This is a genomic window from Azospirillum largimobile, assembly GCF_977007025.2.
In genome coordinates this window covers 58893-80455 of sequence record NZ_CDRMUA020000004.1, presented here as the reverse complement: position 1 = coordinate 80455, position 21563 = coordinate 58893, and the positions used below count along the sequence as shown (strand labels likewise).

Sequence of the window (21563 nt, the reverse complement as noted above, 5' to 3'; positions counted from 1 at the left end):
TGTCGGCGGACCGGAGGTCCGCCTGTCGCGTCAGCGCAAACGAAGTTTGCGCGTGAGCGGGGGGGAGAGGGAGACACGGGAGGGAACCGCAAAAGCCACCAGCAGTTCCGCCGCCACCAGCGCCGCGATCACCTCCGGCCGCTTGTCACCGGTCAGCGCCGCACCGATGGGGCAGGTCAGCCCCTCCAGCGCGTGCATGTCCCGCCCGCGCGCCCGGAACCAGCGCTCGAACTTCGCCCGCTTCGTCGCGGAACCGATCATGCCGACATAGGCGGCATCACCCCGGCGCAGCGCCGCCTCGGCGATCTCGAAATCCAGGGCGTGGCTGTGGGTCAGCACCAGATAGCCCGCCCCGGCCGGTGCCCCCGCCAGCGGGTCGAGCGGGCTGTCGGTCAGGATACGCTCCACGCCCGCGGGTATCGTCTCGGGAAACTCCTGCGCCCGGCCGTCGATCCACTGCAGGCGTAGCGGCAGCGGCGCGAAGGCCGTCGCCATGGCCCGTCCGACATGGCCGGCTCCGAACAGCAGCAGCGTCGGCCGCGCGTCCAACGCCCGGTTCTCCCGTTCCTGCAACGCGGCGACGGTACCGTCGTCGGCCCGCTCCAGCCACAGCACGACATGCCCGCCGCAGCACTGGCCGGTCGCCGGCCCCAGCGGAAGGTCGAGCGTCTCAAGGTGAGTGCCGTCCTCCAGCATCCGGCGCGCGGTGGCGATGGCGGTCCATTCCAGCCGCCCGCCGCCGACCGTGCCGGCACAGGCCTCCCGCCCCACCAGCATGCCGGCCCCCTCCTCCCGCGGGGTGGAGCCGCGCGCCTCGGAGACCGTGACGAGGATGGCGGAGGCGCCCTGGGACAGCCAGTCGGAGAGGGTGGTGGAGAGGGAGGTCATGCCGGTTCGGGGGAGAATGGCAAGGTGTCTTGCCCCCTCCCCGACCCTCCCCCGCCTTCGGCGGTGGAGGGGGCCTCTTGCGAGGCGGCGGCAGTTCCCTCCACCGCCAACGGCGGGGGAGGGTTAGGGAGGGGGCATTCGCCGCCATTTCGCACCCGCTCCCGCAGCCCCGCGATGCACGCCAGCACCCGCTCCGGCGTGGCGGGCGCGTCCAGCTTCGGGCAAATCCGGTGCCCGGCGACGCTCGCCACCGCGTCGGACAGCGCGTGGAACACCGACATGCCCAGCATGAAGGGCGGCTCGCCCACCGCCTTGGAGCGGAAGATGGTGTCCTCGCGGTTCGGCGCATTCTCCAGCAGCGCGACGTTGAATATGCGCGGACGGTCCGAACAGGCCGGGATCTTGTAGGTGCTGGGCGCGTGGGTGCGCAGGCGGCCCTGCCCATCCCACCACAGCTCCTCCATGGTCAGCCAGCCCATGCCCTGGACGAAGCCGCCTTCGATCTGCCCCTTGTCGATGGCCGGGTTCAGCGATCGGCCGCAGTCATGCAGGATGTCCACCCGGTCGACGACATACTCGCCGGTCAGCGTGTCCACCGTCACCTCGGCACAAGCCGCACCATAGGCGAAGTAGTAAAACGGCGTGCCGCGCCCGGCCGCGCGGTCCCAATGGATCTTCGGCGTCTTGTAGAAGCCGGTGGCCGACAGCTGCACCCGCGCCATATAGGCCGCGCGCACCAACTCGGCAAAGCTCATGTCGCTGTCGCCGACCAGCACCCGGTTGCGCTCGAACCGCAGCGCCTCGGGCGCAACACCCCATTTCTCCGCCGCGAAGGCGACCAGCCTCTCCCTGATGGTGCGGGCCGCCGCCTGTGCCGCCTTGCCGTTCAGGTCGGAGCCCGACGACGCCGCGGTGGCGGACGTGTTGGGCACCTTGCCGGTGCTGGTGGCGGTCGCGCGGATGGTGGAGATGTCGACCTGGAACTCCTCCGCCACCACCTGGGCGACCTTGGTGTAGAGCCCCTGCCCCATCTCGATCCCGCCATGGTTCAGCTGGATGCTGCCATCGGTGTAGACATGGACCAGCGCGCCGGCCTGATTGTAGTGGCTGGCGGTGAAGGAGATGCCGAACTTCACCGGCGTCAGCGCCAGCCCCTTGCGCAGGATGCGGCTCTTGGCATTGAAGGCGCGGATCTCCTCCCGCCGCGTCCAATAACCGCTGCTTTCCTCAAGCTGCGCGATCAAGTCCGGCAGGATGTTGTCGGTGACGGTCTGGTGGTAGGGCGTCAGGTTGCGGCCGTCCCTCTCGGGATCGGTGCCGTAGAGGTTCCGCTTGCGGATCTCCAGCGGGTCCTTGCCCAGCGCGAAGGCGATCTCGTCGATCACCCGCTCCGCCGCAACCATGCCCTGCGGGCCGCCGAAGCCGCGGAATGCCGTGTTGGACACCGTGTTGGTCTTCAGCGGCAGCGATTCCAGCCGCGCCGCCGGATAGAAATAACCGTTGTCGGCATGGAACAGCGCACGGTCGGTCACCGGCCCCGACAGGTCGGCGGCATAGCCGGCCCGTGCCGCAAACAGCATGTCCACGCCCTGGATCATCCCGCTGTCGTCGAAGCCGACGCGGTAGTCGATCTCGAAATCATGGCGCTTGCCGGTGACCTGGAAATCGTCGTCGCGGTCGGGACGCAGCTTGGCGGCGCGGCCGGTGCGTTTGGCGACCAGCGCGGTGCAGGCGGCGAACAGGTTCGACTGCGTCTCCTTGCCTCCGAAGCCGCCGCCCATGCGCCGAACCTCCACCGTCACCGCGGCGTCCGGCACGTCCAGAACATGGGCGACGATGTGCTGCACCTCGGTCGGATGCTGGGTGGAGACATGGATCAGCACCTCCTGGTCCTCGCCCGGCACCGCCATGGCGATCTGGCTTTCCAGGTAGAAATGCTCCTGTCCGCCGATGGCGAGCCGCCCCTCCACCCGGTGCGGCGCCTCGGCCAGCGCCGCATCGGCGTCGCCGACCCGCAGCGTCATCGGCGGGGTGACCAGCGTGCGCGTGCCGTCGCGGGCGGCGGCGATGGTCAGGACGGCGGGCAGTTCCTCATACTCGACCACCGCCAGCTTGGCGGCGCGGCGGGCCTGATCGCGGGTTTCCGCGGCGACGGCGAAGATCGGCTGGCCGACATGCTCGACCAGGGTCGAGGCGAACAGCGGCTCGTCATGCTTGCCCATGCAGCCGATGTCGTTCACCCCCGGCACGTCGTCTGCGGTGAAGACCGCCACCACGCCCGGCGCCTGGCGCACCGGCGACAGGTCGATGGAGCGGATGCGCGCATGCGCCCGGCTGCCGAGGCCCAGATAGACGTGCAGCAGCCCGGCCGGCTCGGCGATGTCGTCGACATAGACCGCCTCGCCGCTGACATGCTTGTGCGCGCTCTCGTGCCGGCGCGGGTCATGGACGGCACCCTGGATGCGGTCCGGAGTGGCGGCGGGCGCGATGGGGGTCGTCACGTCAGGCATGTGCAAGCCTCCGGTCGCCGACCAGACGGGTGTCCGCCGCCGGGTCGCTGGTCTCGACATACAGCTTCATCAGCAAATTCGCGGCCACCATGGAGCGATAGCCCGCGCTGGCCCGCCAGTCGTTCAGCGGCGTGTAGTCGCCGGCCAATGCGTCCATCGCCTGGGTCACGGTTTCCTCGGTCCAATGGCGGCCCAGCAGCACCGCTTCGGCCCCGCTGGCGCGTTTGGGCGTGCCGGCCATGCCGCCAAAGGCGATGCGGATGTCGGCCACCCTACCCTCGCCGTCCAGCGTCAGGCGGAAGGCGCCGCAGACGGCGGAGATGTCCTGGTCGAAGCGCTTGGCGATCTTGTAGGCACGGAAGCGCACGCCCGCCGCCGGTTTGGGCAGGATCACCGCCTCCACGAACTCAGCCTCGCGGCGGTCCTGCTTGCCGTATTCGATGAAGAAATCCTCCAGCGGCAGCTCCCGCGTCTCACCGCCGCGGCGCAGGCGCAGGGTGGCGCCGCAGGCGATCAGCGCCGGCGGCGTATCGCCGATGGGGGAGCCGTTGGCGACGTTGCCGCCGATGGTGCCCATGTTGCGCACCTGCTCCGCACCGATGCGGCGGATCAGCTCGCCGAAATCGGGATAGAGCGCGGCGATCCGCTCCGCCGCGTCGCTGTAGGTCACGCCGGCCCCGATCACCAGCGCGTCGCCGCGATCCTCGATCCGCCGCAGGTCGCGGACCCGGCCGGTATAGATCACCGTCGCCAGCACGCGCTGGAACTTGGTCACCCACAGCCCGACATCGGTCGCCCCGGCCACGATGGTGGCGCCGGGATTGTCGAGCAGGAGTTGCGCCAGCTGCGGCATGGTGGCCGGTGCCAGGAAGCGGCGCCCACCGGCCCCGACGCTGAGGATTTCCTCGTCCCGCAGGACCGTCAGCCTGTCCGCCCAAGCCTCTCGGTCGGCAAAGCGGTCGCTCTGACGGTCGCCGATCCCGTACATGGCGTGGGCGGCGCGGACGATCGGCTCATAGCCGGTGCAGCGGCACAGGTTGCCGGCCAGCGCGTCGTCGATCCGCTGCCCGTCGGGTCGGTCCTCGTTCAGGTAGAGCGCCAGCAGCGACATGACGAAGCCCGGCGTGCAGAATCCGCATTGCGAGCCGTGGCAATCGACCATCGCCTGCTGAACCGGGTGCAGCGCGCCGTCCGGTCCCTTCAGATGCTCCACCGTCAGCAGCCGGCAGCCGTCCAGCGTGGCGAGGAAGCGGATGCAGGCGTTCACCGCCTCGTAGCGCAGCGTGTCGCCGTCCAGCCGCCCGACCACCACGGTGCAGGCGCCGCAATCGCCCTCCGCACAGCCTTCCTTGGTGCCGACCCGCCGTTCCGACAGCCGCAGCCAGTCCAGCACCGTCAGGGTCGGATCGACCGCGTCGATCTCCCGAAGCTCGTCGCCGAGATAGAAGCGGAGGCGCTGGCGCATGGCTGCTCCCGATGAACTGGTGACGATGTGACGCAGTATTTCACCGACGTCGACTCTGTCACCAGATCGGCAGCAGGGGAAAGAGTTTCAAATGAATTGCAAAGGAGGAGACTTTGCCCCGTCCGCTTGATGGCATTTGCATTTGGCCGGCCCACGCAGCCGAAGCCCCTCTCCCCTTGCGGGAGAGGGGTTGGGGTGAGGGGTTGCAAGTCATTGATTTCCGCTGCCTTTGGCCGCCGCACCCCTCATCCCAACCCTTCTCCCGCAAGGGGAGAAGGGCATTTGGGGCGGATACATTGTTGTCAGAAACACAGTTCCGATAGCATTGGGTTACGGTGGCAATAGCCCCCCTCACGCACTCCCCTCCGGCGTCATCGTCGCCAATCCGCCATCCGCTCGCACCGACGCCAGCGTCAACGCATGCCAGTAGAGGTCCAGCAGCGCCGCCGGCATGCCGCCCTGCTCATGCCCTTCCATCGGCAGGATGGCCGCGGCGTGGGCCAGCGCCGCGGTGGCGGCGTTCGGGCTGCGCGACACCGCATCGCCCAGCAGCCCCAGCGTCTGGGCCAACGCCGCGGCGTCGAATCGCAAAAGGGCCGGCGCCACGGTGATCTGCGCCTCTCCCCCACGCAGCCGGCCGACGGCGATGTAGACATGCAGCAGGTCGGGCCGATCCTCCGGCCGCAGCAGGGCGGCGACGATTCGGTTGCCGGTCAGCGGCCCGGTGCCGTCGAATTCATACATCGTGGCGCGCTCGCCCTGACGGGTGGCGGCGAGGCCGGCAAGCCGGGCGGTCAGCGGCTCCCCGGCACGGCGGGCGGCCTCGTCGAACAGGGCGGGGTGGCTGCCGCCCTCGCTCAGCACCACCAGCGGCGCGTCGGTCGCCGCGGCGGCAGCCAGCAGCCGAGCCACAACGGCGAAGGGATCGCTTGCCGCTTCCTCCGGTCCGGTTTCCAGCAGGCCGGCGCCACGGCGCAGCATCGCCTCGGCAAAGCTGATGTCGATATCCATGGCCCCAACCCTTTCGCTTGCCTCGAAATCCGGCCCGTTTTAGGACGGGGCGCCTCCTCCGCTCAATGGTAACCGAAGCTGCCCGTCACCTTTCCGCGGAACACCCAATAGGAATAGGCGGTGTAGCCCAGGATCGACGGGATCAGGAACGCCATGCCGACCAGCAGGAAGACCTGCGTCTCCGGCGGGCTGGCCGCCTCCCACACGGTGACGCCGGGCGGGATCAGGTGCGGCCACAGGCTGATGGCGAGGCCGAGGTAGGACAAGGCGAACAGCGCCATCGACAGCACGAAGGGCGCCACCTCCCGGCTGTTGTCGATGGCCCGCCACAGGGCGAAGGCCAGCACCGCCGTGACGATCGGCACCGGCGACAGCAGGATCATGTTCGGCATGGAGAACCAGCGCTCCGCGATCTGCGGCAGCAGGAAGGGCGTCCACAGGCTGACCACGGCGACGCCCGCCAGCACCACCAGCATCAGCCGCCGCGCCATGCGATAGCACCAGTCCTGCAGCGGCCCGATGGTCCGCCAGATCAGCCACGTCGCCCCCAGCAGCGCATAGCCCACAACCAGCGCCGCCCCGCAGAACAGGGAGAAGGGGGAAAGCCAGTGCAGCATGCCGCCGACGAACTGCCTTCCTTCCACCGGGATGCCTTGGATGAAGGAGCCCAGGATGACCCCCTGCGCAAAGGTCGCCAGCAGCGAGCCGAAGAAGAAGGAGCGGTTCCACCAATGCCGGCCCGCCCGCGCCTTGAACCGAAATTCGAACGCCACCCCGCGGAAGATCAGCGCGATCAGCATGACCAGCAGCGGGATGTACATCGCCGGCAGAACCACGGCATAGGCGATGGGAAAGGCCGCGAACAGCCCCGCCCCGCCAAGGATCAGCCAAGTCTCGTTGAAGTCCCAGACCGGCGCCACCGTGTTCATCATGGTATCGCGGTCCTCCTCCGTCGGTGCGAACGGGTACAGGATGCCGATGCCGAGGTCGAAGCCGTCCATCAGCACATACATGAACACCGCGAAGCCGACGATCCCAACCCAGATCAGGGTCAGAATGCTTCCTTCCGCAATCTCCTGCATGGGGTTCACTCCGCGGGTTCGATGGACTGGTCGGTGGCGGACAGCGGCCGTTTGGGCCGTTGCGCCTCCGGCGGCTGCGGCGCGTCATGCACATGTGTCGGGCCGATGCGCAGCAGGCGGATCAGGTAATAGGTGCCGGCGCCGTAGATGATGGTGTAGGCGACGACGAAGGACAGCAGCGAGATCAGCGCCGCTTCCGTCGTCAGCGACGGCGTCACCGCATCGGCGGTGCGCAGATGGCCCTGGACGACCCAGGGCTGGCGCCCGATCTCGGTCGTGAACCAGCCGGACAGGATGGCGATGAAGCCGATCGGCATGCAGCCGACCAGCACGCGGAAGAACCAATCGCTGCTGTACAGACGGCCGCGGAAGCGCAGCACCAGATGTACCACCGCCACCGTCAGCATCAGGAAGCCGATGGCGACCATCAGCCGGAAGGTCCAGAAGATGATGCGCGGGTCGGGCCGCTCGTCCACCGGGAACTGCTTCAGGCCGGGAACGCTGCCGTTGAAGTCGTGGGTCAGGATCAGGCTGGACAGCGCCGGGATGCCGATCTCCCAGTGGTTGGTTTCCTTCTCCACATCGGGAATGCCGAACAGGATCAGCGGCGCGCGCGGGCCGCCCTCCCAATTGCCTTCCATCGCCGCAATCTTGGCCGGCTGGTGTTCCAGCGTGTTCAGCCCATGCTCGTCGCCCAGGAAGATCTGCAAGGGCGCCAGCACGGTGATCAGCGCCAGCGCCATGCTGAGGCCCAGCTTCGCATGGTCGAAATGGCGGCGCGTCAGCAGATAGAAGGCGCTGATGCCGGCGACCACGAAGCTGGTGGTCAGGAACATCGCCGTCACCATATGGGCGAGGCGATAGGGGAAGGACGGGTTGAACACCACCTGCCACCAGTCGGTGACGAAATAGCGGCCGTCGCGGATCTCGAAGCCGGCCGGCGTGTGCATCCAGCTGTTGGCCGACAGGATCCAGAAGGTGGACAGAAGCGTGCCCAGCGCCACGAGGCAGGCAGCCATCAGGTGGATGCCGCGCGGCACCCGGTCCCGCCCGAACAGCATGATGCCGAGGAAGGCGGCCTCGAGGAAGAAGGCGGTCACCACCTCGTACTGGATCAGCGGGCCCAGGACGTTGCCCACCGTGTCGGACCAGCGGCTCCAGTTGGTGCCGAACTGATAGGACATGACGATGCCGGACACCACGCCCAGACCGAAGGACAGCGCGAAGATCCGCGTCCAGAATTCCGACAGGCTGCGGTAGATGCCCTTGCCGGTGCCGACCCAAAGCGCTTCCAGCAGCGCGATCCAGCAGGCAAGTCCCACCGTAAAGCTGGGAAACAGGATGTGGAAGGAGATCGTGAACGCGAACTGAATCCGCGACAGGATCAATGGATCGAGTTCCATGGCCGCCGCCTCTTTTTGTTTGGGCGCGTGGAAACGCACACGCCGGACAGGTGCCCGGCGCCGATGTGGCAAGAGGCGATGTAGAGTGAGCGACTGCCGTGGAAAGGGGACTAGTCTTTCAGGCTTAAACCCGACCGCACAAGGGATTGGAGGGGCATACGGAGTGTTGGGGCCGGCCGGTCAGTGGGGCGGATAGACCGCGGTGATGCCGGAAATGATCGTCTGCGCCGCCAATGCCGCCAGCACGATGCCCAGGACCCGGCTGACCGTGTGGATCACCGTGCGGCCAAGCAGCCGCCCGACCCGGTCGGCGCCCAGCAGGATCAGCGTCACCCCGCCGATCACCGTCGCCGCCGCCCCCAGCACGCTGACCTGTCCCGCCACCGTGCCGCTGGTGCGGTCCATCAACAGCAGGATGGAGGTGATGGCGCCCGGCCCGGCGATCAGCGGCACCGCCAGCGGGAAGACGGCGATGTCGTGGGCGTCCTCGTCGGTCATCGCCTCGCCGGTATCACGCTCCTTGCGTTCGGAGCGCTTGGCGAACAGCATCTCGAAGGCGATCCAGAACAGCAGCGCGCCGCCGGCGATGCGGAAGGCCGGCATCTCGATCGACAGGGTCTGCAGCACCACCTTGCCGAAATAGGCGAAGAAGACCAGCACCACGAAGGCGATGGCCGTGCCGCGCAGCGCGATGATGCGCTTGTGGCGGTCTTCGAATCCGCGGGTCAGCGCGATGAACAGCGGCACCAGCCCGGGCGGATCGACGACGACGAAAAAGACGACGAGATTGCTGATGTAGTCCGACAAAGCCGGCTCCAGCCTGTGCGTTCATGGTTTTGTGGCGCCGATCATAGGCTTGGCGGTGCGGGGTGTCACCCCTCCGCCAGCGCATGGGCGAACGCCTCCACCCCCTGCACGCCCGCCGGGGTCAGCCCGTAGGTGCCGCGCCCCACCCGCTCGAACCAGCCATAGACGTTGCGCAGCAGCATCGGCCCGACATCCTTCGGCGCCCCCGCCTTGCGCAGCGCCGCGACGGTCAACGGCCCGTCGCGCAGCATGCGGGCGATGCGCAACGCGTCCTGGCGATAGGCGGTGACGATGGCGACGCGGGTCGAGCCGCCCCGGTTGGGATCGCCGACCCGGCGGGTATGCTCGCCCAGCAGCCGGTGGGTGCGCTTCCTGTCCTTGCGCGGGCTGTAGGGAACCGGATCGAGCAGCACGGCGACGCGCTGCCCCTCCGCCAGCCCCGGATCGACCATCAGCAGGCCGAGACCCAGCCGCCGGCAGAGCTTCTTCACGTCACCGTCCAGCGGCGACGGGCCGGTCGCCTTGCGCCCCGGCTGCGGCACGGCAAGATAGACGCTGTCGCTGATCGCCAGCCGGTCCACCCCCTGCAGCACGAGGTCGAGCGTGAAGCGCTTCTTCAACTCGACGATCACCGGCGGCTCGCCCCCGCGCGTGGCGACGAGATCGCAGCCATGGATCTCCGCCTTCACGTCATAGCCCTGGGCTTCGAGGAAGGCCTTCACGGGCGCGTAGAGGTCGGTTTCGGCGGTGACGGTCATTTGCCGAATAATGGCAAATCCGCCTCTCCCCCTGGGGAGAGGGCGGCCGGCCGTGCCGGCCGGGTGAGGGGGGCGGACCCTCGCCCGCTTGCGGGAGAGGGTGGCTGCGCAGCAGCCGGGTGAGGGACTGCGCGATGCTTGAAGAATCCTTGAAACGGATCCCCCTCACCCCGACCCTCTCCCCGGGGGGGAGAGGGGGACTGCCGTCAGAACTCGCGCCACTCGTTGCCAAAGAGGCCGTACTTATCAACCAACTCATCGTAAGCCTTGAAGGCTTCACGGTTTTCCTCGATCCAGCATTTCTTCTCGGCTTCGGTCATACGCGCTCGCTTGCGGTGTGCGCAAGCCTCCGAAGCTGAGGAGCCATGCCGATCGTCGGGCTCTATCACGCCGCCGCCTTCTGCTTGCGCAGGATGCCCAGGATGTCCGACGCCGCCTTCGGGATGTTGGTGCCCGGCCCGTAGATCGCCGCGGCGCCCGCCTTGTAGAGGTAGTCGTAATCCTGCGGCGGGATCACGCCGCCGCACACCACCAGGATGTCGCCGGCGCCTTGGCGGCGCAGTTCCTCGATCAGCTGCGGCACCAGCGTCTTGTGGCCGGCGGCCTGGGACGACACGCCGATGACGTGGACGTCGTTCTCCACCGCCTGCCGCGCCGCCTCGTCCGGGGTCTGGAACAGCGGGCCGATGTCGACGTCGAAGCCGATGTCGGCGAAGCTGGTGGCGATCACCTTGGCACCGCGGTCGTGGCCGTCCTGGCCCATCTTCACCACCAGGATGCGCGGCCGGCGGCCCTCTTCGGCGGCGAAGGATGCGACTTCCTCCTGGATCTTCTTGAAGCCCTCGTCGCCCTCATAGGCCGAGCCGTAGACGCCCGACACCGAGCGGATGACGGCGACATGGCGGGTGAAGGCCTTCTCCAGCGCGTCGGAGATCTCGCCGACGGTGGCGCGGGCGCGGGTGGCCTCCACCGACAGGGCCAGCAGGTTGCCGGTCTTCTCGGTGGCCGCCTTGGTCAGCGCCGCCAGCGCCTCCTGGCACTTGGACTCGTCGCGGGTGGCGCGGATCTGCTTCAGGCGGGCGATCTGAGCCTCGCGGACGGCGGTGTTGTCGATGTCCAGCACGTCCACCCCCTCGGGGTTCTCCGGACGGTATTTGTTGACGCCGACGATCACCTCCTCGCCGCGGTCGATGGCGGCCTGGCGGCGGGCGGCGGCCTCCTCGATCAGCAGCTTGGGCATGCCGCTCTCGACCGCCTTGGTCATGCCGCCCATCTCCTCGACGCGGCCGATCAGCTCCAGCGCGGCGTTGGCGAGGCTGTGGGTCAGGTGCTCGATGTAGAAGGAGCCGCCGAGCGGATCGACCACCTTGGTGACGCCGGCCTCCTCCGCGATGATCAGCTGGGTGTTGCGGGCGATGCGGGCGGAGAACTTCGTCGGCAGGCCCAGCGCCTCGTCGAAGGCGTTGGTGTGCAGCGACTGGGTGCCGCCCAGCACCGCGGCCATCGCCTCGATGGTGGTGCGGATGACGTTATTGTAGGGGTCCTGCTCGGTCAGCGAGACGCCGGAGGTCTGGCAATGGGTGCGCAGCGCCAGGGAGCGCGCGTCCTTCGGTTGGAACTTCTCCTGCATCAGGGAGGACCACAGCAGGCGCGCGGCGCGCAGCTTGGCGATCTCCATGAAGAAATTCATGCCGATGGAGAAGAAGAAGGACAGGCGCGGCGCGAACTTGTCGACCGGGAGGCCCTTGGACATCGCGGCGCGGACATATTCGAGGCCGTCGGCGATGGTGAAGGCCAGCTCCTGCACCGCCGTGGCGCCTGCCTCCTGCATGTGGTAGCCGGAGATCGAGATCGAGTTGAACTTCGGCATGTGCTGGGAGGTGTACTCGATGATGTCGGCGATGATCCGCATCGAGGGTTCGGGCGGGTAGATGTAGGTGTTGCGGACCATGAACTCCTTGAGGATGTCGTTCTGGATGGTCCCGCTCAGCTTGTCCTGACTGACGCCCTGCTCCTCCGCCGCGACGATGTAGCCGGCCAGGATCGGCAGCACCGCGCCGTTCATGGTCATCGACACCGACATCTTGTCGAGCGGGATGTCGGCGAAGAGGACCTTCATGTCCTCGACGCTGTCGATCGCCACGCCGGCCTTGCCGACATCGCCGACGACGCGCGGATGGTCGCTGTCATAGCCGCGGTGGGTGGCGAGGTCGAAGGCCACCGACAGGCCCATCTGGCCGGCCTTGAGGTTGGCCTTGTAGAAGGCGTTCGACTCCTCCGCGGTGGAGAAGCCGGCATATTGCCGGATGGTCCAGGGCTTCACCGCGTACATCGTGGCGCGCGGGCCGCGGGTGAAGGGCGGGAAACCGGGCAGCGTGTCCAGCTCCAGCCCTTCCAGATCGGCGGCGGTGTAGAGCGCCTTGACGTCCAGCCCCTCCGGGGTCTTCCAGGTCAGCTTGGCGATATCGCCGTCGGCGCCGAGATCCTTGGCGGCCAGCTTGTCCCAATCGGCAAGGGTCTTCTTCGGGAACTCGGTCATCGACGCCTCCTGAGGGCTTCTTATGGCGCAGGTAATGTTGGCAGTGCGTTTCCTCCCGATGCACCCTCTTCCAACGGTCCCATGAACCATTGGAAGAGGGGCAAGGGGGTACGCTTCCTCTCGGTACTGTTCTTCTTATTATACGGTTACGCGAATTCCACGATCTTCTGATCGACCGCCAGGCTGCTGCCCGGGGCTGCGTGGATTTTCGCGACCGTTCCGTCCTGCGCGGCGCGCAGAATGTTCTCCATCTTCATGGCCTCGACCACGGCCAGCACTTCGCCGGCCTTGACCTCCTGGCCTTCCGTCACCGCCAGCGACACCAGCAGGCCCGGCATCGGCGACAGCAGGAACTTCGACATGTCCGGCGGCGCCTTGACCGGCATCAGGGCGTCGAGCTTCGCCGCCTTCGGGGTCAGCACCTTGACGATGGCCTGCGACCCGCTGTGGTGCAGGCGGTAGCCGACGCCGACGCGGTCGATCTGCACGCAGACATGCTCGCCGTTCACCGTGCCGCGGAACAGCGGCTCGCCCAGTTGCCAGTCGCTCCACACCGTGTGGTGCTTGCCGTCGATGTCGACGGTGTAGCCGATGCGCTGCGGGCTGCCGTCCGCCGGATGGAGGTGCACCGGATGCCGGGTGCCGTCCAGCACCACCACCCAGTCGTCGCGCACCTTGGCCTTGTTGCCGGCCATCTTGCCCGAAATCTGGATGTCCCGGTCGTTCAGGCTGCGGTGGATCACCGCGGCGACCGCGATCAGCACCGCTGGGTCTTCCGGCGGCAGATCGGAGGCGTGGAAGCCGGTCGGGTATTCCTCGGCGATGAAGTTGGTGGTCAGCCGCCCGTCGACAAAGCGCTGGTTCGCCATCAGCGAGGCCAGGAACGGGATGTTGTGGCTGACGCCGCGGATGTAATACTGGTCCAGCGCCTCGCGCATGCCGGCGATCGCCGCATCGCGCGTCGATCCCCAGGTGCACAGCTTGGCGATCATCGGATCGTAGTACATCGAGATCTCGCCGCCCTCGAACACGCCGGTGTCGACGCGGACATGCGGGTTGGCGGCTGGCGGCCGGTAATGGGTGAGGCGGCCGGTGGAGGGCAGGAAGTTGCGGAAGGGATCCTCCGCGTAGACGCGCGCCTCGACAGCCCAGCCGTTCAGCTGCACGTCCTCCTGGCGGATCGTCAGCTTCTCCCCGGCGGCGACGCGGATCATCAGCTCGACGAGGTCCAGGCCGGTGATCAGCTCGGTGACCGGGTGTTCGACCTGGAGGCGGGTGTTCATCTCCAGGAAGTAGAAGTTGCGCTCGGCATCGACGATGAACTCGACCGTGCCGGCCGACTTGTACTGCACCGCATTGGCTAGAGCCACCGCCTGCTCGCCCATCGCCTTGCGGGTGGCGGCGTCGAGGAAGGGGCTCGGGGCCTCTTCGATGACCTTCTGGTGGCGGCGTTGGATCGAGCATTCGCGCTCGTGCAGGTACAAGCAGGTGCCTTGCCCGTCGGCCAGAAGCTGGATTTCGATGTGGCGCGGCTGCTGGATGTACTTCTCGACGAAGACGCGGTCGTCGGCGAAGCTGGAGCGCGCCTCGTTGGTGGCGGAGCGGAAGCCCTCGCGCGCCTCCTCGTCGTTCCAGGCCACGCGCATGCCCTTGCCGCCGCCGCCGGCCGAGGCCTTGATCATCACCGGATAGCCGATGTCGCGGGCGATCATCACCGCCTCTTCATCGTCGGCGATGACGCCGAGATAGCCGGGGACGGTGGAGACGCCGGCTTCCTTCGCCAGCTTCTTGGACTCGATCTTGTCGCCCATGGCCTGGATGGCGTGGGCGTCCGGACCGATGAAGGCGATGCCGGCGGCCGCCAGAGCCTCCTGGAACTCGCGCTTTTCCGACAGGAAGCCGTAGCCGGGGTGGACGGCCTGGGCGCCGGTCTTCTTGCAGGCCTCGACGATGCGGTCGACCAGCAGATAGCTCTGGGCCGACGGGGCGGCGCCGATGTGGACGGCCTCGTCGGCCATCTCGACATGGAGCGCGTTCTTGTCGGCGTCGGAATAGACCGCGACGGTCTTGATGCCCATGCGGCGTGCCGTGCGGATGACGCGGCAGGCGATCTCGCCACGGTTGGCGATGAGGATCTTCTCGAACATGCTGCCGGCCCTCACAGCGGAATGTTGTCGTGCTTGCGCCAGGGGTTCTGGAGCTGCTTGTTCTTGAGCATGGACAGCGCCTTCGTGATGCGGCGGCGGGTGCCGTGCGGCATGATGACGTCGTCGATGTAACCGCGCGACGCGGCGACGAAGGGATTGGCGAACTTCTGCTTGTACTCTTCCGTACGCGCCTCGATCTTCTCGGCGTCGCCGATGTCGCTGCGGAAGATGATCTCCACCGCACCCTTGGCGCCCATCACCGCGATTTCCGCCGACGGCCACGCATAGTTCACGTCGCCGCGCAGATGCTTGGACGACATCACGTCGTACGCGCCGCCGTACGCCTTGCGGGTGATGACCGTCACCTTCGGCACGGTGGCCTCGGCGTACGCGTACAGCAGCTTGGCGCCGTGCTTGATGATGCCGCCATACTCCTGGCTGGTGCCGGGCATGAAGCCGGGGACGTCGACCAGGGTCAGGATCGGGATTTCGAAGGCGTCACAGAAGCGCACGAAACGCGCGGCCTTCTTGGAGCTGTCGATGTCCAGGCAGCCGGCGAGAACCATCGGCTGGTTGGCGACGATGCCGACCGTGGAGCCGTTCATGCGGGCGAAGCCGATGAGGATGTTCTTGGCATAGTCCGGCTGAAGCTCGAAGAAGTCGCCCTCGTCCACGATCTTGAGGATCAGCTCCTTCATGTCGTAGGGCTTGTTCGGGTTCTCCGGCACCAGCGTGTCGAGCGAGAAGTCCTCGCGGTCCAGCGGATCGGCGCAGGGGCGGACCGGCGCCTTCTCGCGGTTGGACGACGGCAGGAAATCGACGAAGCGGCGCAGTTGCAGCAGAGCCTCGACGTCGTTCTCGAAGGCCAGATCGGCCACGCCCGACTTGGTGGAGTGGGTGATGGCGCCGCCCAGCTCTTCGGCGGTCACGACCTCGTGGGTGACGGTCTTCACCACGTCGGGGCCGGTGACGAACATGTAGGAGCTGTCCTTCACCATGAAGATGAAGTCGGTCATGGCCGGCGAATACACCGCGCCGCCGGCGCACGGCCCCATGATCAGCGAGATCTGCGGGATGACGCCCGAGGCGTCGACGTTGCGCTGGAACACCTCGGCATAGCCGCCGAGCGAGGCGACACCCTCCTGGATGCGGGCGCCGCCCGAATCGTTCAGGCCGATCACCGGCGCGCCGACCTTCAGCGCCTGGTCCATGATCTTGCAGATCTTCTCGGCATGCGCTTCCGACAGCGCGCCGCCGAAGACCGTGAAGTCCTGGCTGAAGACGAAGACGAGGCGGCCGTTGACGGTGCCGTGGCCGGTCACCACGCCGTCGCCCGGAACCTTCTGGTTTTCCATGCCGAAGTCGATGCAGCGATGTTCGACGAACATGTCGAACTCCTCGAACGACCCTTCGTCGAGGAACAGCTCGATCCGCTCGCGCGCGGTCAGCTTGCCTTTGGCGTGCTGGCCGGCGATGCGCTTCTCACCGCCGCCCAGCCGCGCCGCGGCGCGCTTGGACTCCAACTTGGCCAGAATGTCTTGCATCGGGCGTTCCCATATCTTTGGCGTCGCAGTGACGGTCCCCGCTCCGGTGTCGAGCGACGCAATCATTCACCGGAACGCCGCGGATTATTCACAAACTTCGCAGCGCTTCAAACAGCCTCTTTGCAAAAACGTGCGAAGTTGCGAAGCCCTTTGCAAATGCGGTTTTGCGCTTGCTAAGATTGCGAAGAACGGCGGATTCCAAGGCCGTCCATAGGGCGGGATTTTATACGCATGCAAAAGAAGCTATTCCTTGGCTACAAGCTGCGCCGCCTGCGCGAACAACGCGGCCTGACCCAAGCGTCGCTGGCCAAGACGCTGGAGCTTTCCCCCAGCTATCTCAACCAGTTGGAGAACAACCAGCGCCCGCTGACCCTGCCGGTCCTGATGCGGATCGCCGCCACCTTCGAACTGGAACTCTCCGCCTTCCTGGAGGATGAGGACAGCCGGCTGGTCTCCGACCTGCGCGAGGCGCTGGCCGATCCCCTGTTCGCCGGGGCGCCGCTGACATCGGGCGAGTTGCGCAGCGTGGTGGGTTCCAGCCCCGAACTGGCCCGCCGGGTGCTCAGCCTGCATCAGGCTTACCAGAAGCTGCACGAGCGGGTGCAGTCGCTGGCCGACAGCCTGTCCAACCGCGAACCCAGCAGTCAGGAGGGCGACAGCTTCGCCGGCCCGCAGTTCCCGTACGAGGAGGTGCGGGACTATTTCCACTACTGCAACAACTACATCGGCCCGCTGGACGAGGCGGCGGAGCGGCTGTGGGACACCGAGAAGATCCATTCGGGGTCGCTGCTGAACGAACTCGCCGCCTACCTGAAGCGCCGTCACGACGTGCGGGTGAAGATCGTCGCCGACGAGGCGGGAGAGACCGCCATGCGCAGCTACGACGCCTCGACCGGCACGCTGCGCCTGTCCGCGCTGCTGACCAGCTCCAGCCGTGCCTTCCACATGGCGAACCAGATCGCGCTGCTGGAGTTCGGCGACCTGATCGACGATCTGGTGGATCAGGCGAAGTTTTCCAGCGAGGATGCCCGGTCGATCTGCCGGGTCGGCCTCGCCAATTATTTCGCCGGCGCGCTGGTCATGCCCTACCGCGCCTTCGCCGCCCAGGCCCGTGCCCTGCGCCACGATGTGGAGCAGCTGCAAAGCCGCTTCTCCGCCAGTTTCGAGCAGGTCTGCCACCGGCTGTCCACCCTGCAGCGGCCGGGGGCCCGCGGCCTGCCCTTCTATTTCGTCCGGGTCGACATGGCCGGCAACATCACCAAGCGCCATTCCGCCACCCGCTTCCACTTCGCCCGCTTCGGTGGCGCCTGCCCGCTGTGGAACGTGCACGAGGCTTTCGCCCAGCCCGGCAAGATCCTGGTGCAGTTCGCCCAGATGCCCGACCGAACCACCTACATCAGCATCGCCCGCACCGTGACCAAGCGCGGCGGCGCCTATCTGAAACCGTCGCGCCAGTTCGCCGTCGGGCTGGGCTGCGAGGCCAGCCACGCGCCGGAACTGGTCTACGCCGCCGGCATCGACATCACCGACGTCAAGGCGGCGGCGCCGATCGGCGTCAACTGCCGCCTGTGCGAGCGCACCGATTGCCAGCAACGCGCTTTCCCGCCGATCGGCAGCGAGTTGCGGGTGAACGAGCACCACCGCAGCTTCGTCCCCTACCTCTTCAACCCGCCGGATGCCCCACCCCGCTGACCGGACCACCGGAGGGAGAGCCCAGTTGGCCCGCCGCTTGCTGAGAACGGGTCGCAAGATCGGAAAAGCTGTGCCCATGGGCATGTGCGGCCCCGATCTCTGCAAGCTGCGTTGCATTTTGCCAATGGCGGGTCATGGACGGTGACAATCTGCATCACGCCCCCGGCGGGAGGGTGACGGCCTTCGCCCCGGAGGCGCTGGCCCGCATGCTGTCGGTATCGGCCGCGGCGCTGGCCCAGGCGCGCGATGTCGCGCTGGACGTCAGCGTGCTGAACGGCACGCCGCCGCGGCTGGTCGGCGATGCCGGCACCGTGGGCGCGCTCTTCACCGCACTCGCGGCTAGCGCCATCGCCAGCGCCGATCCGGGGTCCGGCCGGCTGGAGGTCCGCCTGTCGGCCCTGCCGGTGGGGGAGGAGCGGGTGACCCTGCGGGCGGAACTGGCCGGCCGTTTCGACCCCCATGGCGGCGATCGCTTCTGCCACGAACTCGCCCGCCGCCTGCTGGCGGCCCTGGGGGCTCAGATGGGCATGGACCATGGGGTGGACGGTATGCGGCGGGTGACGCTGGACATGCCGGTCGCCCTGCCCTCCCGCACCACCGATGCCGACCGGCTGATGAATTGGGCCCGGTCGCGCGGCGGCAGGCTGCTGGTGGTGGACGACAGCGCCACCAACCGGATGGTGGTGGCCGGGCTGCTGGCCAAGGCGGGATTTTCGGTCGAGACCGCCACCGGCGGGGCGGAGGCCGTGGTGGCCGTCGCCCAGGCGCCAGTGCCGCCCGAAGCGGTGCTGATGGACGTCGCCATGCCGGACATGGACGGGGTGGCTGCCACCACCACCATCCGCTCGCTGGGCGACGAGCGTGCCCGCATCCCGATCATCGCCGTCACCGCCAATGCCCAGCCGGAGGACCGCGTCCGCTGCCTCGCCGCCGGCATGAACGACTACCTGACCAAGCCGGTCCGCCGCGCCGACCTGCTCGGCGCGCTGGAACGCTGGCTGGCGCCGCAGCCGGTTTGAGGCTCAAAACGACGAGTCCGGCTCTTTCAGGAACGCCTCCTCCTCCGGCGTGCCGGGACGGCCGAGGACGGCGTTGCGGTGGGGGAAGCGGCCGAAGCGCTGGATGATCTCGCGGTGGCGCCGGGCGTAGCGCACCGCGGTCTCGTCGCCCACCCGCTCGGTGAACAGCGCGACCGACCGCTCCTGGCTGGCGAGGTCCTCGTGATGCTCATAGGGCAGGTAGAGGAAGATCCGCTCGTCCGTGGTGCATTCCAGGTCGAAGCCGTTGGCGACGGCATGGTCGCTCACGCCCCGCGCCTTGGCATCGGTGGCGAAGGCGCGCGGATCGTCGCGGAACATGTTGCGCGGCACCTGATCGAGCAGGACGCACAGCGCGATGCAGCCGTCGACATCCTCCATCCAATGGTCGTAGTCGCCGCGGGCCGCCGCCTCGTGATGGGGGCCGAGCGTGTCGGCGACCGCCCGGTCGAAGCTTGCCGATTTGCGAAACCAATAGGGCTTCATCGCCTCGTCGAACCAGAAATCGACGATCTCGTCGATCAGCTTGTCCACCATTCGTCTTCTCCGCACCAAGTCCGCCGCCCGGACGACCCGTTCCCCAAAAGAAACAGGGCGCCCGAAGGGGCGCCCTGTCCAGGTCCGAATTGCCTCACCGAACCGTCGGGCTCAGTGCAGCGTGCTCCACAGCTTGCGCTTGGTGGCATACATCAGGCCGGCCAGCACCAGCAGGAACAGGATGACCTTGACGCCCATCTGCTTGCGGGCATCCAGGTGCGGTTCCGCGGCGAAGGTCAGGAAGGTCGCCACGTCGTGCGCCTGCTGCTCCACCGTCGCCTTGGTGCCGTCGGCGAAGGTGACGCCGTCGGGCTGCAGGATGTTCGGCATGCCGACCTGATGGCCGGGGAACACCTTGTTGTAGTTCATGCCGTCCATCAGCTTGACGTCGGCCGGCGGCTCCTCGAAGCCGGTGAGGAAGGCGTAGAGGTAATCCTCGCCGCCGACGCGGGCCTTCGCCATCAGCGACAGGTCGGGCGGCAGGGCGCCGTTGTTCGACGCGCGCGCCGCCTGGTCGTTGGCGAAGGGCGACGGGAAGCGGTCGGCCGGAACGGCCGGACGCATGAACATCTCGCCCGCATCGTTCGGGCCGGCCTGCACCTCGTAGCCGGCGGCGATCGCCTTCAGCTCATCCTCGGTGAAGCCGATGCCGGCCAGAGTGCGGATCGGGACCAGACGCATGGAATGGCAGGCGGCGCAGACTTCCTTGTAAATCTGGAAGCCACGCTGGGCCGACGCCTTGTCGATGGTCCCGAAGATGCCGCTGTGCGGCCAGTTCTGCTTGGGGATGTGCACGCCTTCCGCGGCCTGCGCGGCCCCGGCGATGCCGAGAGCCAGCGCCGCCGAGAGGATAGCAGTCTTCAACGCGCGCATCAGGCCTTCTCCATCGGCTTGGCATGGGCGCCGGCGGCGATGCCGCCCCCGCCCTTCAGAACGGACTCCGCGATGCTGTTGGGGAGCGGACTCGGCCGTTCCAGCTTGCCCAGCACCGGCAGCAGGACCAGGAAGTGGAAGAAGTAGTAGGCGGTGCCGATACGGGCGATGATCAGCCAGGCGCCTTCGGCCGGCATGGCGCCGGCATAGCCGAGAACCAGCGCGTCGAGGGCGAGGATCCAGAAGAACTGGCGGTAGATCGGCCGGAACTTGCAGCTGCGGACCTTGGAACGGTCGAGCCACGGCAGGAAGGCCAGCAGCGCGATCGAGCCGAACATCGCCAGCACGCCGCCCAGCTTGTCCGGGATCGCGCGCAGCATGGCGTAGAAGGGCAGGAAGTACCATTCCGGCACGATGTGCGCCGGGGTCACCAGCGGGTTGGCCGGGATGTAGTTGTCCGGATGGCCCATGTAGTTCGGCATGAAGAACACGAACGCCGCGTAGATGATCAGGAAGATCACCACGGCGAAGCCGTCCTTGACCGTGACGTACGGGTTGAACGGGACGGTGTCCTGCGGGCCCTTCGGGTCGATGCCGAGCGGGTTGTTCGAGCCGCAGACATGCAGCGCCGCGGTGTGCAGGATCACCAGACCCAGCAGCACGAAGGGCAGCAGGAAGTGCAGCGCGAAGAAGCGGTTCAGCGTCGGGTTGTCGACCGAGAAGCCGCCCCACAGCAGGGTCACGATCGGGTCGCCGACGATCGGGAATGCCGAGAACAGGTTCGTGATGACGGTGGCGCCCCAGAAGCTCATCTGGCCCCAGGGCAGCACGTAGCCCATGAAGGCGGTGCCCATCATGACGAGGAAGATGATGACGCCCAGGATCCACAGGATTTCGCGCGGGGCCTTGTAGGAGCCGTAATAGAGGCCGCGGAACATGTGGATGTAGACGGCGATGAAGAACATCGACGCGCCGTTGGCGTGCACGTAGCGGATCAGCCAGCCGTAATTCACGTCGCGCATGATGCGCTCGACCGAATCGAAGGCCAGCGAGGTGTGGGACGAGTACTGCATCGCCAGGAACAGGCCCGTGGCGATCATGATCACCAGCATGATGCCGGCGATGGCACCGAACGCCCACAGATAGTTGACGTTCCGCGGCATCGGGTAATGGTTGTACTCGTGATCCAGCATCGTGAAGATCGGCAGGCGGCTGTCGATCCAGTTCACGACCGGATTCTTGAACTTGGTGGCTTGAACCTGAGCCATCT

General features: G+C 67.4%; 17 protein-coding genes. 2 read left to right on the top strand and 15 right to left on the bottom strand.

Features of this window, described 5'->3' with window-relative positions:
• Window positions 1–30: 30 nt before the first annotated feature.
• The 12 genes from xdhC to ACWPKK_RS21825 all read right to left on the bottom strand — a co-directional run bounded on the left by xdhC (window position 31) and on the right by ACWPKK_RS21825 (window position 16154).
• Window positions 31–888 carry a xanthine dehydrogenase accessory protein XdhC gene (xdhC, locus tag ACWPKK_RS21880; RefSeq protein ID WP_452008414.1) on the bottom strand — a complete coding sequence of 286 codons (858 nt, stop codon included), beginning with the start codon at window positions 886–888 and terminating at the stop codon, window positions 31–33.
• The gene (gene xdhB / locus ACWPKK_RS21875) at window positions 885–3398 is read right to left on the bottom strand and encodes a xanthine dehydrogenase molybdopterin binding subunit (RefSeq protein WP_452008411.1); all 2514 of its coding nucleotides are present in this window, start codon (window positions 3396–3398) and stop codon (window positions 885–887) included. The genes xdhC and xdhB overlap by 4 nt, the downstream gene beginning before the upstream one ends.
• Window positions 3391–4863, bottom strand: coding sequence for a xanthine dehydrogenase small subunit (gene xdhA, locus ACWPKK_RS21870; RefSeq protein ID WP_452008409.1), 1473 nt, complete (start codon window positions 4861–4863; stop codon window positions 3391–3393). Before xdhA ends, xdhB begins: the two co-directional genes overlap by 8 nt.
• Before the next feature lie 351 nt (window positions 4864–5214).
• Window positions 5215–5874 (bottom strand): hypothetical protein, encoded by a 660-nt coding sequence (locus tag ACWPKK_RS21865; RefSeq protein WP_452008407.1) that lies wholly within the window; start codon window positions 5872–5874, stop codon window positions 5215–5217.
• A gap of 62 nt (window positions 5875–5936) precedes the next feature.
• Window positions 5937–6956: a cytochrome d ubiquinol oxidase subunit II gene (cydB, locus tag ACWPKK_RS21860; protein WP_452008405.1), complete on the bottom strand. Its 1020-nt coding sequence runs from the start codon at window positions 6954–6956 to the stop codon at window positions 5937–5939.
• A 5-nt stretch (window positions 6957–6961) separates the two neighbouring features.
• Window positions 6962–8359, bottom strand: coding sequence for a cytochrome ubiquinol oxidase subunit I (locus ACWPKK_RS21855; protein ID WP_452008403.1), 1398 nt, complete (start codon window positions 8357–8359; stop codon window positions 6962–6964).
• Between the two features lie 180 nt (window positions 8360–8539).
• Complete coding sequence (locus tag ACWPKK_RS21850; protein WP_452008400.1) at window positions 8540–9166, bottom strand: MarC family protein; 627 nt, start codon at window positions 9164–9166, stop codon at window positions 8540–8542.
• Between the two features lie 65 nt (window positions 9167–9231).
• Entirely contained in the window at window positions 9232–9924 is a 693-nt protein-coding gene (locus tag ACWPKK_RS21845; RefSeq protein WP_452008397.1) for a DUF2161 domain-containing phosphodiesterase, read from the bottom strand.
• Between the two features lie 206 nt (window positions 9925–10130).
• Window positions 10131–10313, bottom strand: coding sequence for a type II toxin-antitoxin system CcdA family antitoxin (locus ACWPKK_RS21840; RefSeq protein ID WP_452008395.1), 183 nt, complete (start codon window positions 10311–10313; stop codon window positions 10131–10133).
• Entirely contained in the window at window positions 10310–12463 is a 2154-nt protein-coding gene (gene scpA, locus ACWPKK_RS21835; RefSeq protein WP_452008393.1) for a methylmalonyl-CoA mutase, read from the bottom strand. Before scpA ends, ACWPKK_RS21840 begins: the two co-directional genes overlap by 4 nt.
• 146 nt (window positions 12464–12609) lie before the next feature.
• On the bottom strand, window positions 12610–14610 hold the full coding sequence (locus ACWPKK_RS21830; RefSeq protein WP_452008390.1) for an acetyl-CoA carboxylase biotin carboxylase subunit: 2001 nt from the start codon (window positions 14608–14610) through the stop codon (window positions 12610–12612).
• Window positions 14611–14621: 11 nt separating this feature from the next.
• Entirely contained in the window at window positions 14622–16154 is a 1533-nt protein-coding gene (locus ACWPKK_RS21825; protein WP_324864651.1) for an acyl-CoA carboxylase subunit beta, read from the bottom strand.
• Between the two features lie 231 nt (window positions 16155–16385).
• Here ACWPKK_RS21825 and ACWPKK_RS21820 point away from each other — a divergent pair, with 231 nt between their 5' ends.
• Both ACWPKK_RS21820 and ACWPKK_RS21815 read left to right on the top strand, forming a co-directional pair.
• Window positions 16386–17846: a helix-turn-helix domain-containing protein gene (locus ACWPKK_RS21820; protein ID WP_452008388.1), complete on the top strand. Its 1461-nt coding sequence runs from the start codon at window positions 16386–16388 to the stop codon at window positions 17844–17846.
• Between the two features lie 134 nt (window positions 17847–17980).
• Window positions 17981–18865 (top strand): response regulator, encoded by an 885-nt coding sequence (locus ACWPKK_RS21815; protein ID WP_452008386.1) that lies wholly within the window; start codon window positions 17981–17983, stop codon window positions 18863–18865.
• Window positions 18866–18868: 3 nt separating this feature from the next.
• Here ACWPKK_RS21815 and ACWPKK_RS21810 read toward each other — a convergent pair whose 3' ends face one another.
• The 3 genes from ACWPKK_RS21810 to ACWPKK_RS21800 form a co-directional block, all read right to left on the bottom strand.
• On the bottom strand, window positions 18869–19420 hold the full coding sequence (locus ACWPKK_RS21810; RefSeq protein WP_452008384.1) for a DUF924 family protein: 552 nt from the start codon (window positions 19418–19420) through the stop codon (window positions 18869–18871).
• Between the two features lie 111 nt (window positions 19421–19531).
• Window positions 19532–20293 carry a cytochrome c1 gene (locus ACWPKK_RS21805; RefSeq protein ID WP_452008381.1) on the bottom strand — a complete coding sequence of 254 codons (762 nt, stop codon included), beginning with the start codon at window positions 20291–20293 and terminating at the stop codon, window positions 19532–19534.
• Window positions 20293–21561 (bottom strand): cytochrome b, encoded by a 1269-nt coding sequence (locus ACWPKK_RS21800; RefSeq protein ID WP_149226745.1) that lies wholly within the window; start codon window positions 21559–21561, stop codon window positions 20293–20295. Before ACWPKK_RS21800 ends, ACWPKK_RS21805 begins: the two co-directional genes overlap by 1 nt.
• Window positions 21562–21563: the final 2 nt, after the last annotated feature.

Bases quoted from the DNA above. Each gene is read 5' to 3' on its own strand.
- ACWPKK_RS21800 (WP_149226745.1), bottom strand. From the start codon at position 21,561: ATGGCTCAGGTTCAAGCCACCAAGTTCAAGAATCCGGTCGTGAACTGG.
- xdhC (WP_452008414.1), bottom strand. From the start codon at position 888: ATGACCTCCCTCTCCACCACCCTCTCCGACTGGCTGTCCCAGGGCGCC.
- ACWPKK_RS21855 (WP_452008403.1), bottom strand. From the start codon at position 8,359: ATGGAACTCGATCCATTGATCCTGTCGCGGATTCAGTTCGCGTTCACG.
- ACWPKK_RS21805 (WP_452008381.1), bottom strand. From the start codon at position 20,293: ATGCGCGCGTTGAAGACTGCTATCCTCTCGGCGGCGCTGGCTCTCGGC.
- xdhA (WP_452008409.1), bottom strand. From the start codon at position 4,863: ATGCGCCAGCGCCTCCGCTTCTATCTCGGCGACGAGCTTCGGGAGATC.
- ACWPKK_RS21825 (WP_324864651.1), bottom strand. From the start codon at position 16,154: ATGCAAGACATTCTGGCCAAGTTGGAGTCCAAGCGCGCCGCGGCGCGG.
- ACWPKK_RS21815 (WP_452008386.1), top strand. From the start codon at position 17,981: ATGGACGGTGACAATCTGCATCACGCCCCCGGCGGGAGGGTGACGGCC.
- ACWPKK_RS21820 (WP_452008388.1), top strand. From the start codon at position 16,386: ATGCAAAAGAAGCTATTCCTTGGCTACAAGCTGCGCCGCCTGCGCGAA.
- scpA (WP_452008393.1), bottom strand. From the start codon at position 12,463: ATGACCGAGTTCCCGAAGAAGACCCTTGCCGATTGGGACAAGCTGGCC.
- ACWPKK_RS21810 (WP_452008384.1), bottom strand. From the start codon at position 19,420: ATGGTGGACAAGCTGATCGACGAGATCGTCGATTTCTGGTTCGACGAG.
- xdhB (WP_452008411.1), bottom strand. From the start codon at position 3,398: ATGCCTGACGTGACGACCCCCATCGCGCCCGCCGCCACTCCGGACCGC.
- ACWPKK_RS21845 (WP_452008397.1), bottom strand. From the start codon at position 9,924: ATGACCGTCACCGCCGAAACCGACCTCTACGCGCCCGTGAAGGCCTTC.
- ACWPKK_RS21830 (WP_452008390.1), bottom strand. From the start codon at position 14,610: ATGTTCGAGAAGATCCTCATCGCCAACCGTGGCGAGATCGCCTGCCGC.
- cydB (WP_452008405.1), bottom strand. From the start codon at position 6,956: ATGCAGGAGATTGCGGAAGGAAGCATTCTGACCCTGATCTGGGTTGGG.
- ACWPKK_RS21865 (WP_452008407.1), bottom strand. From the start codon at position 5,874: ATGGATATCGACATCAGCTTTGCCGAGGCGATGCTGCGCCGTGGCGCC.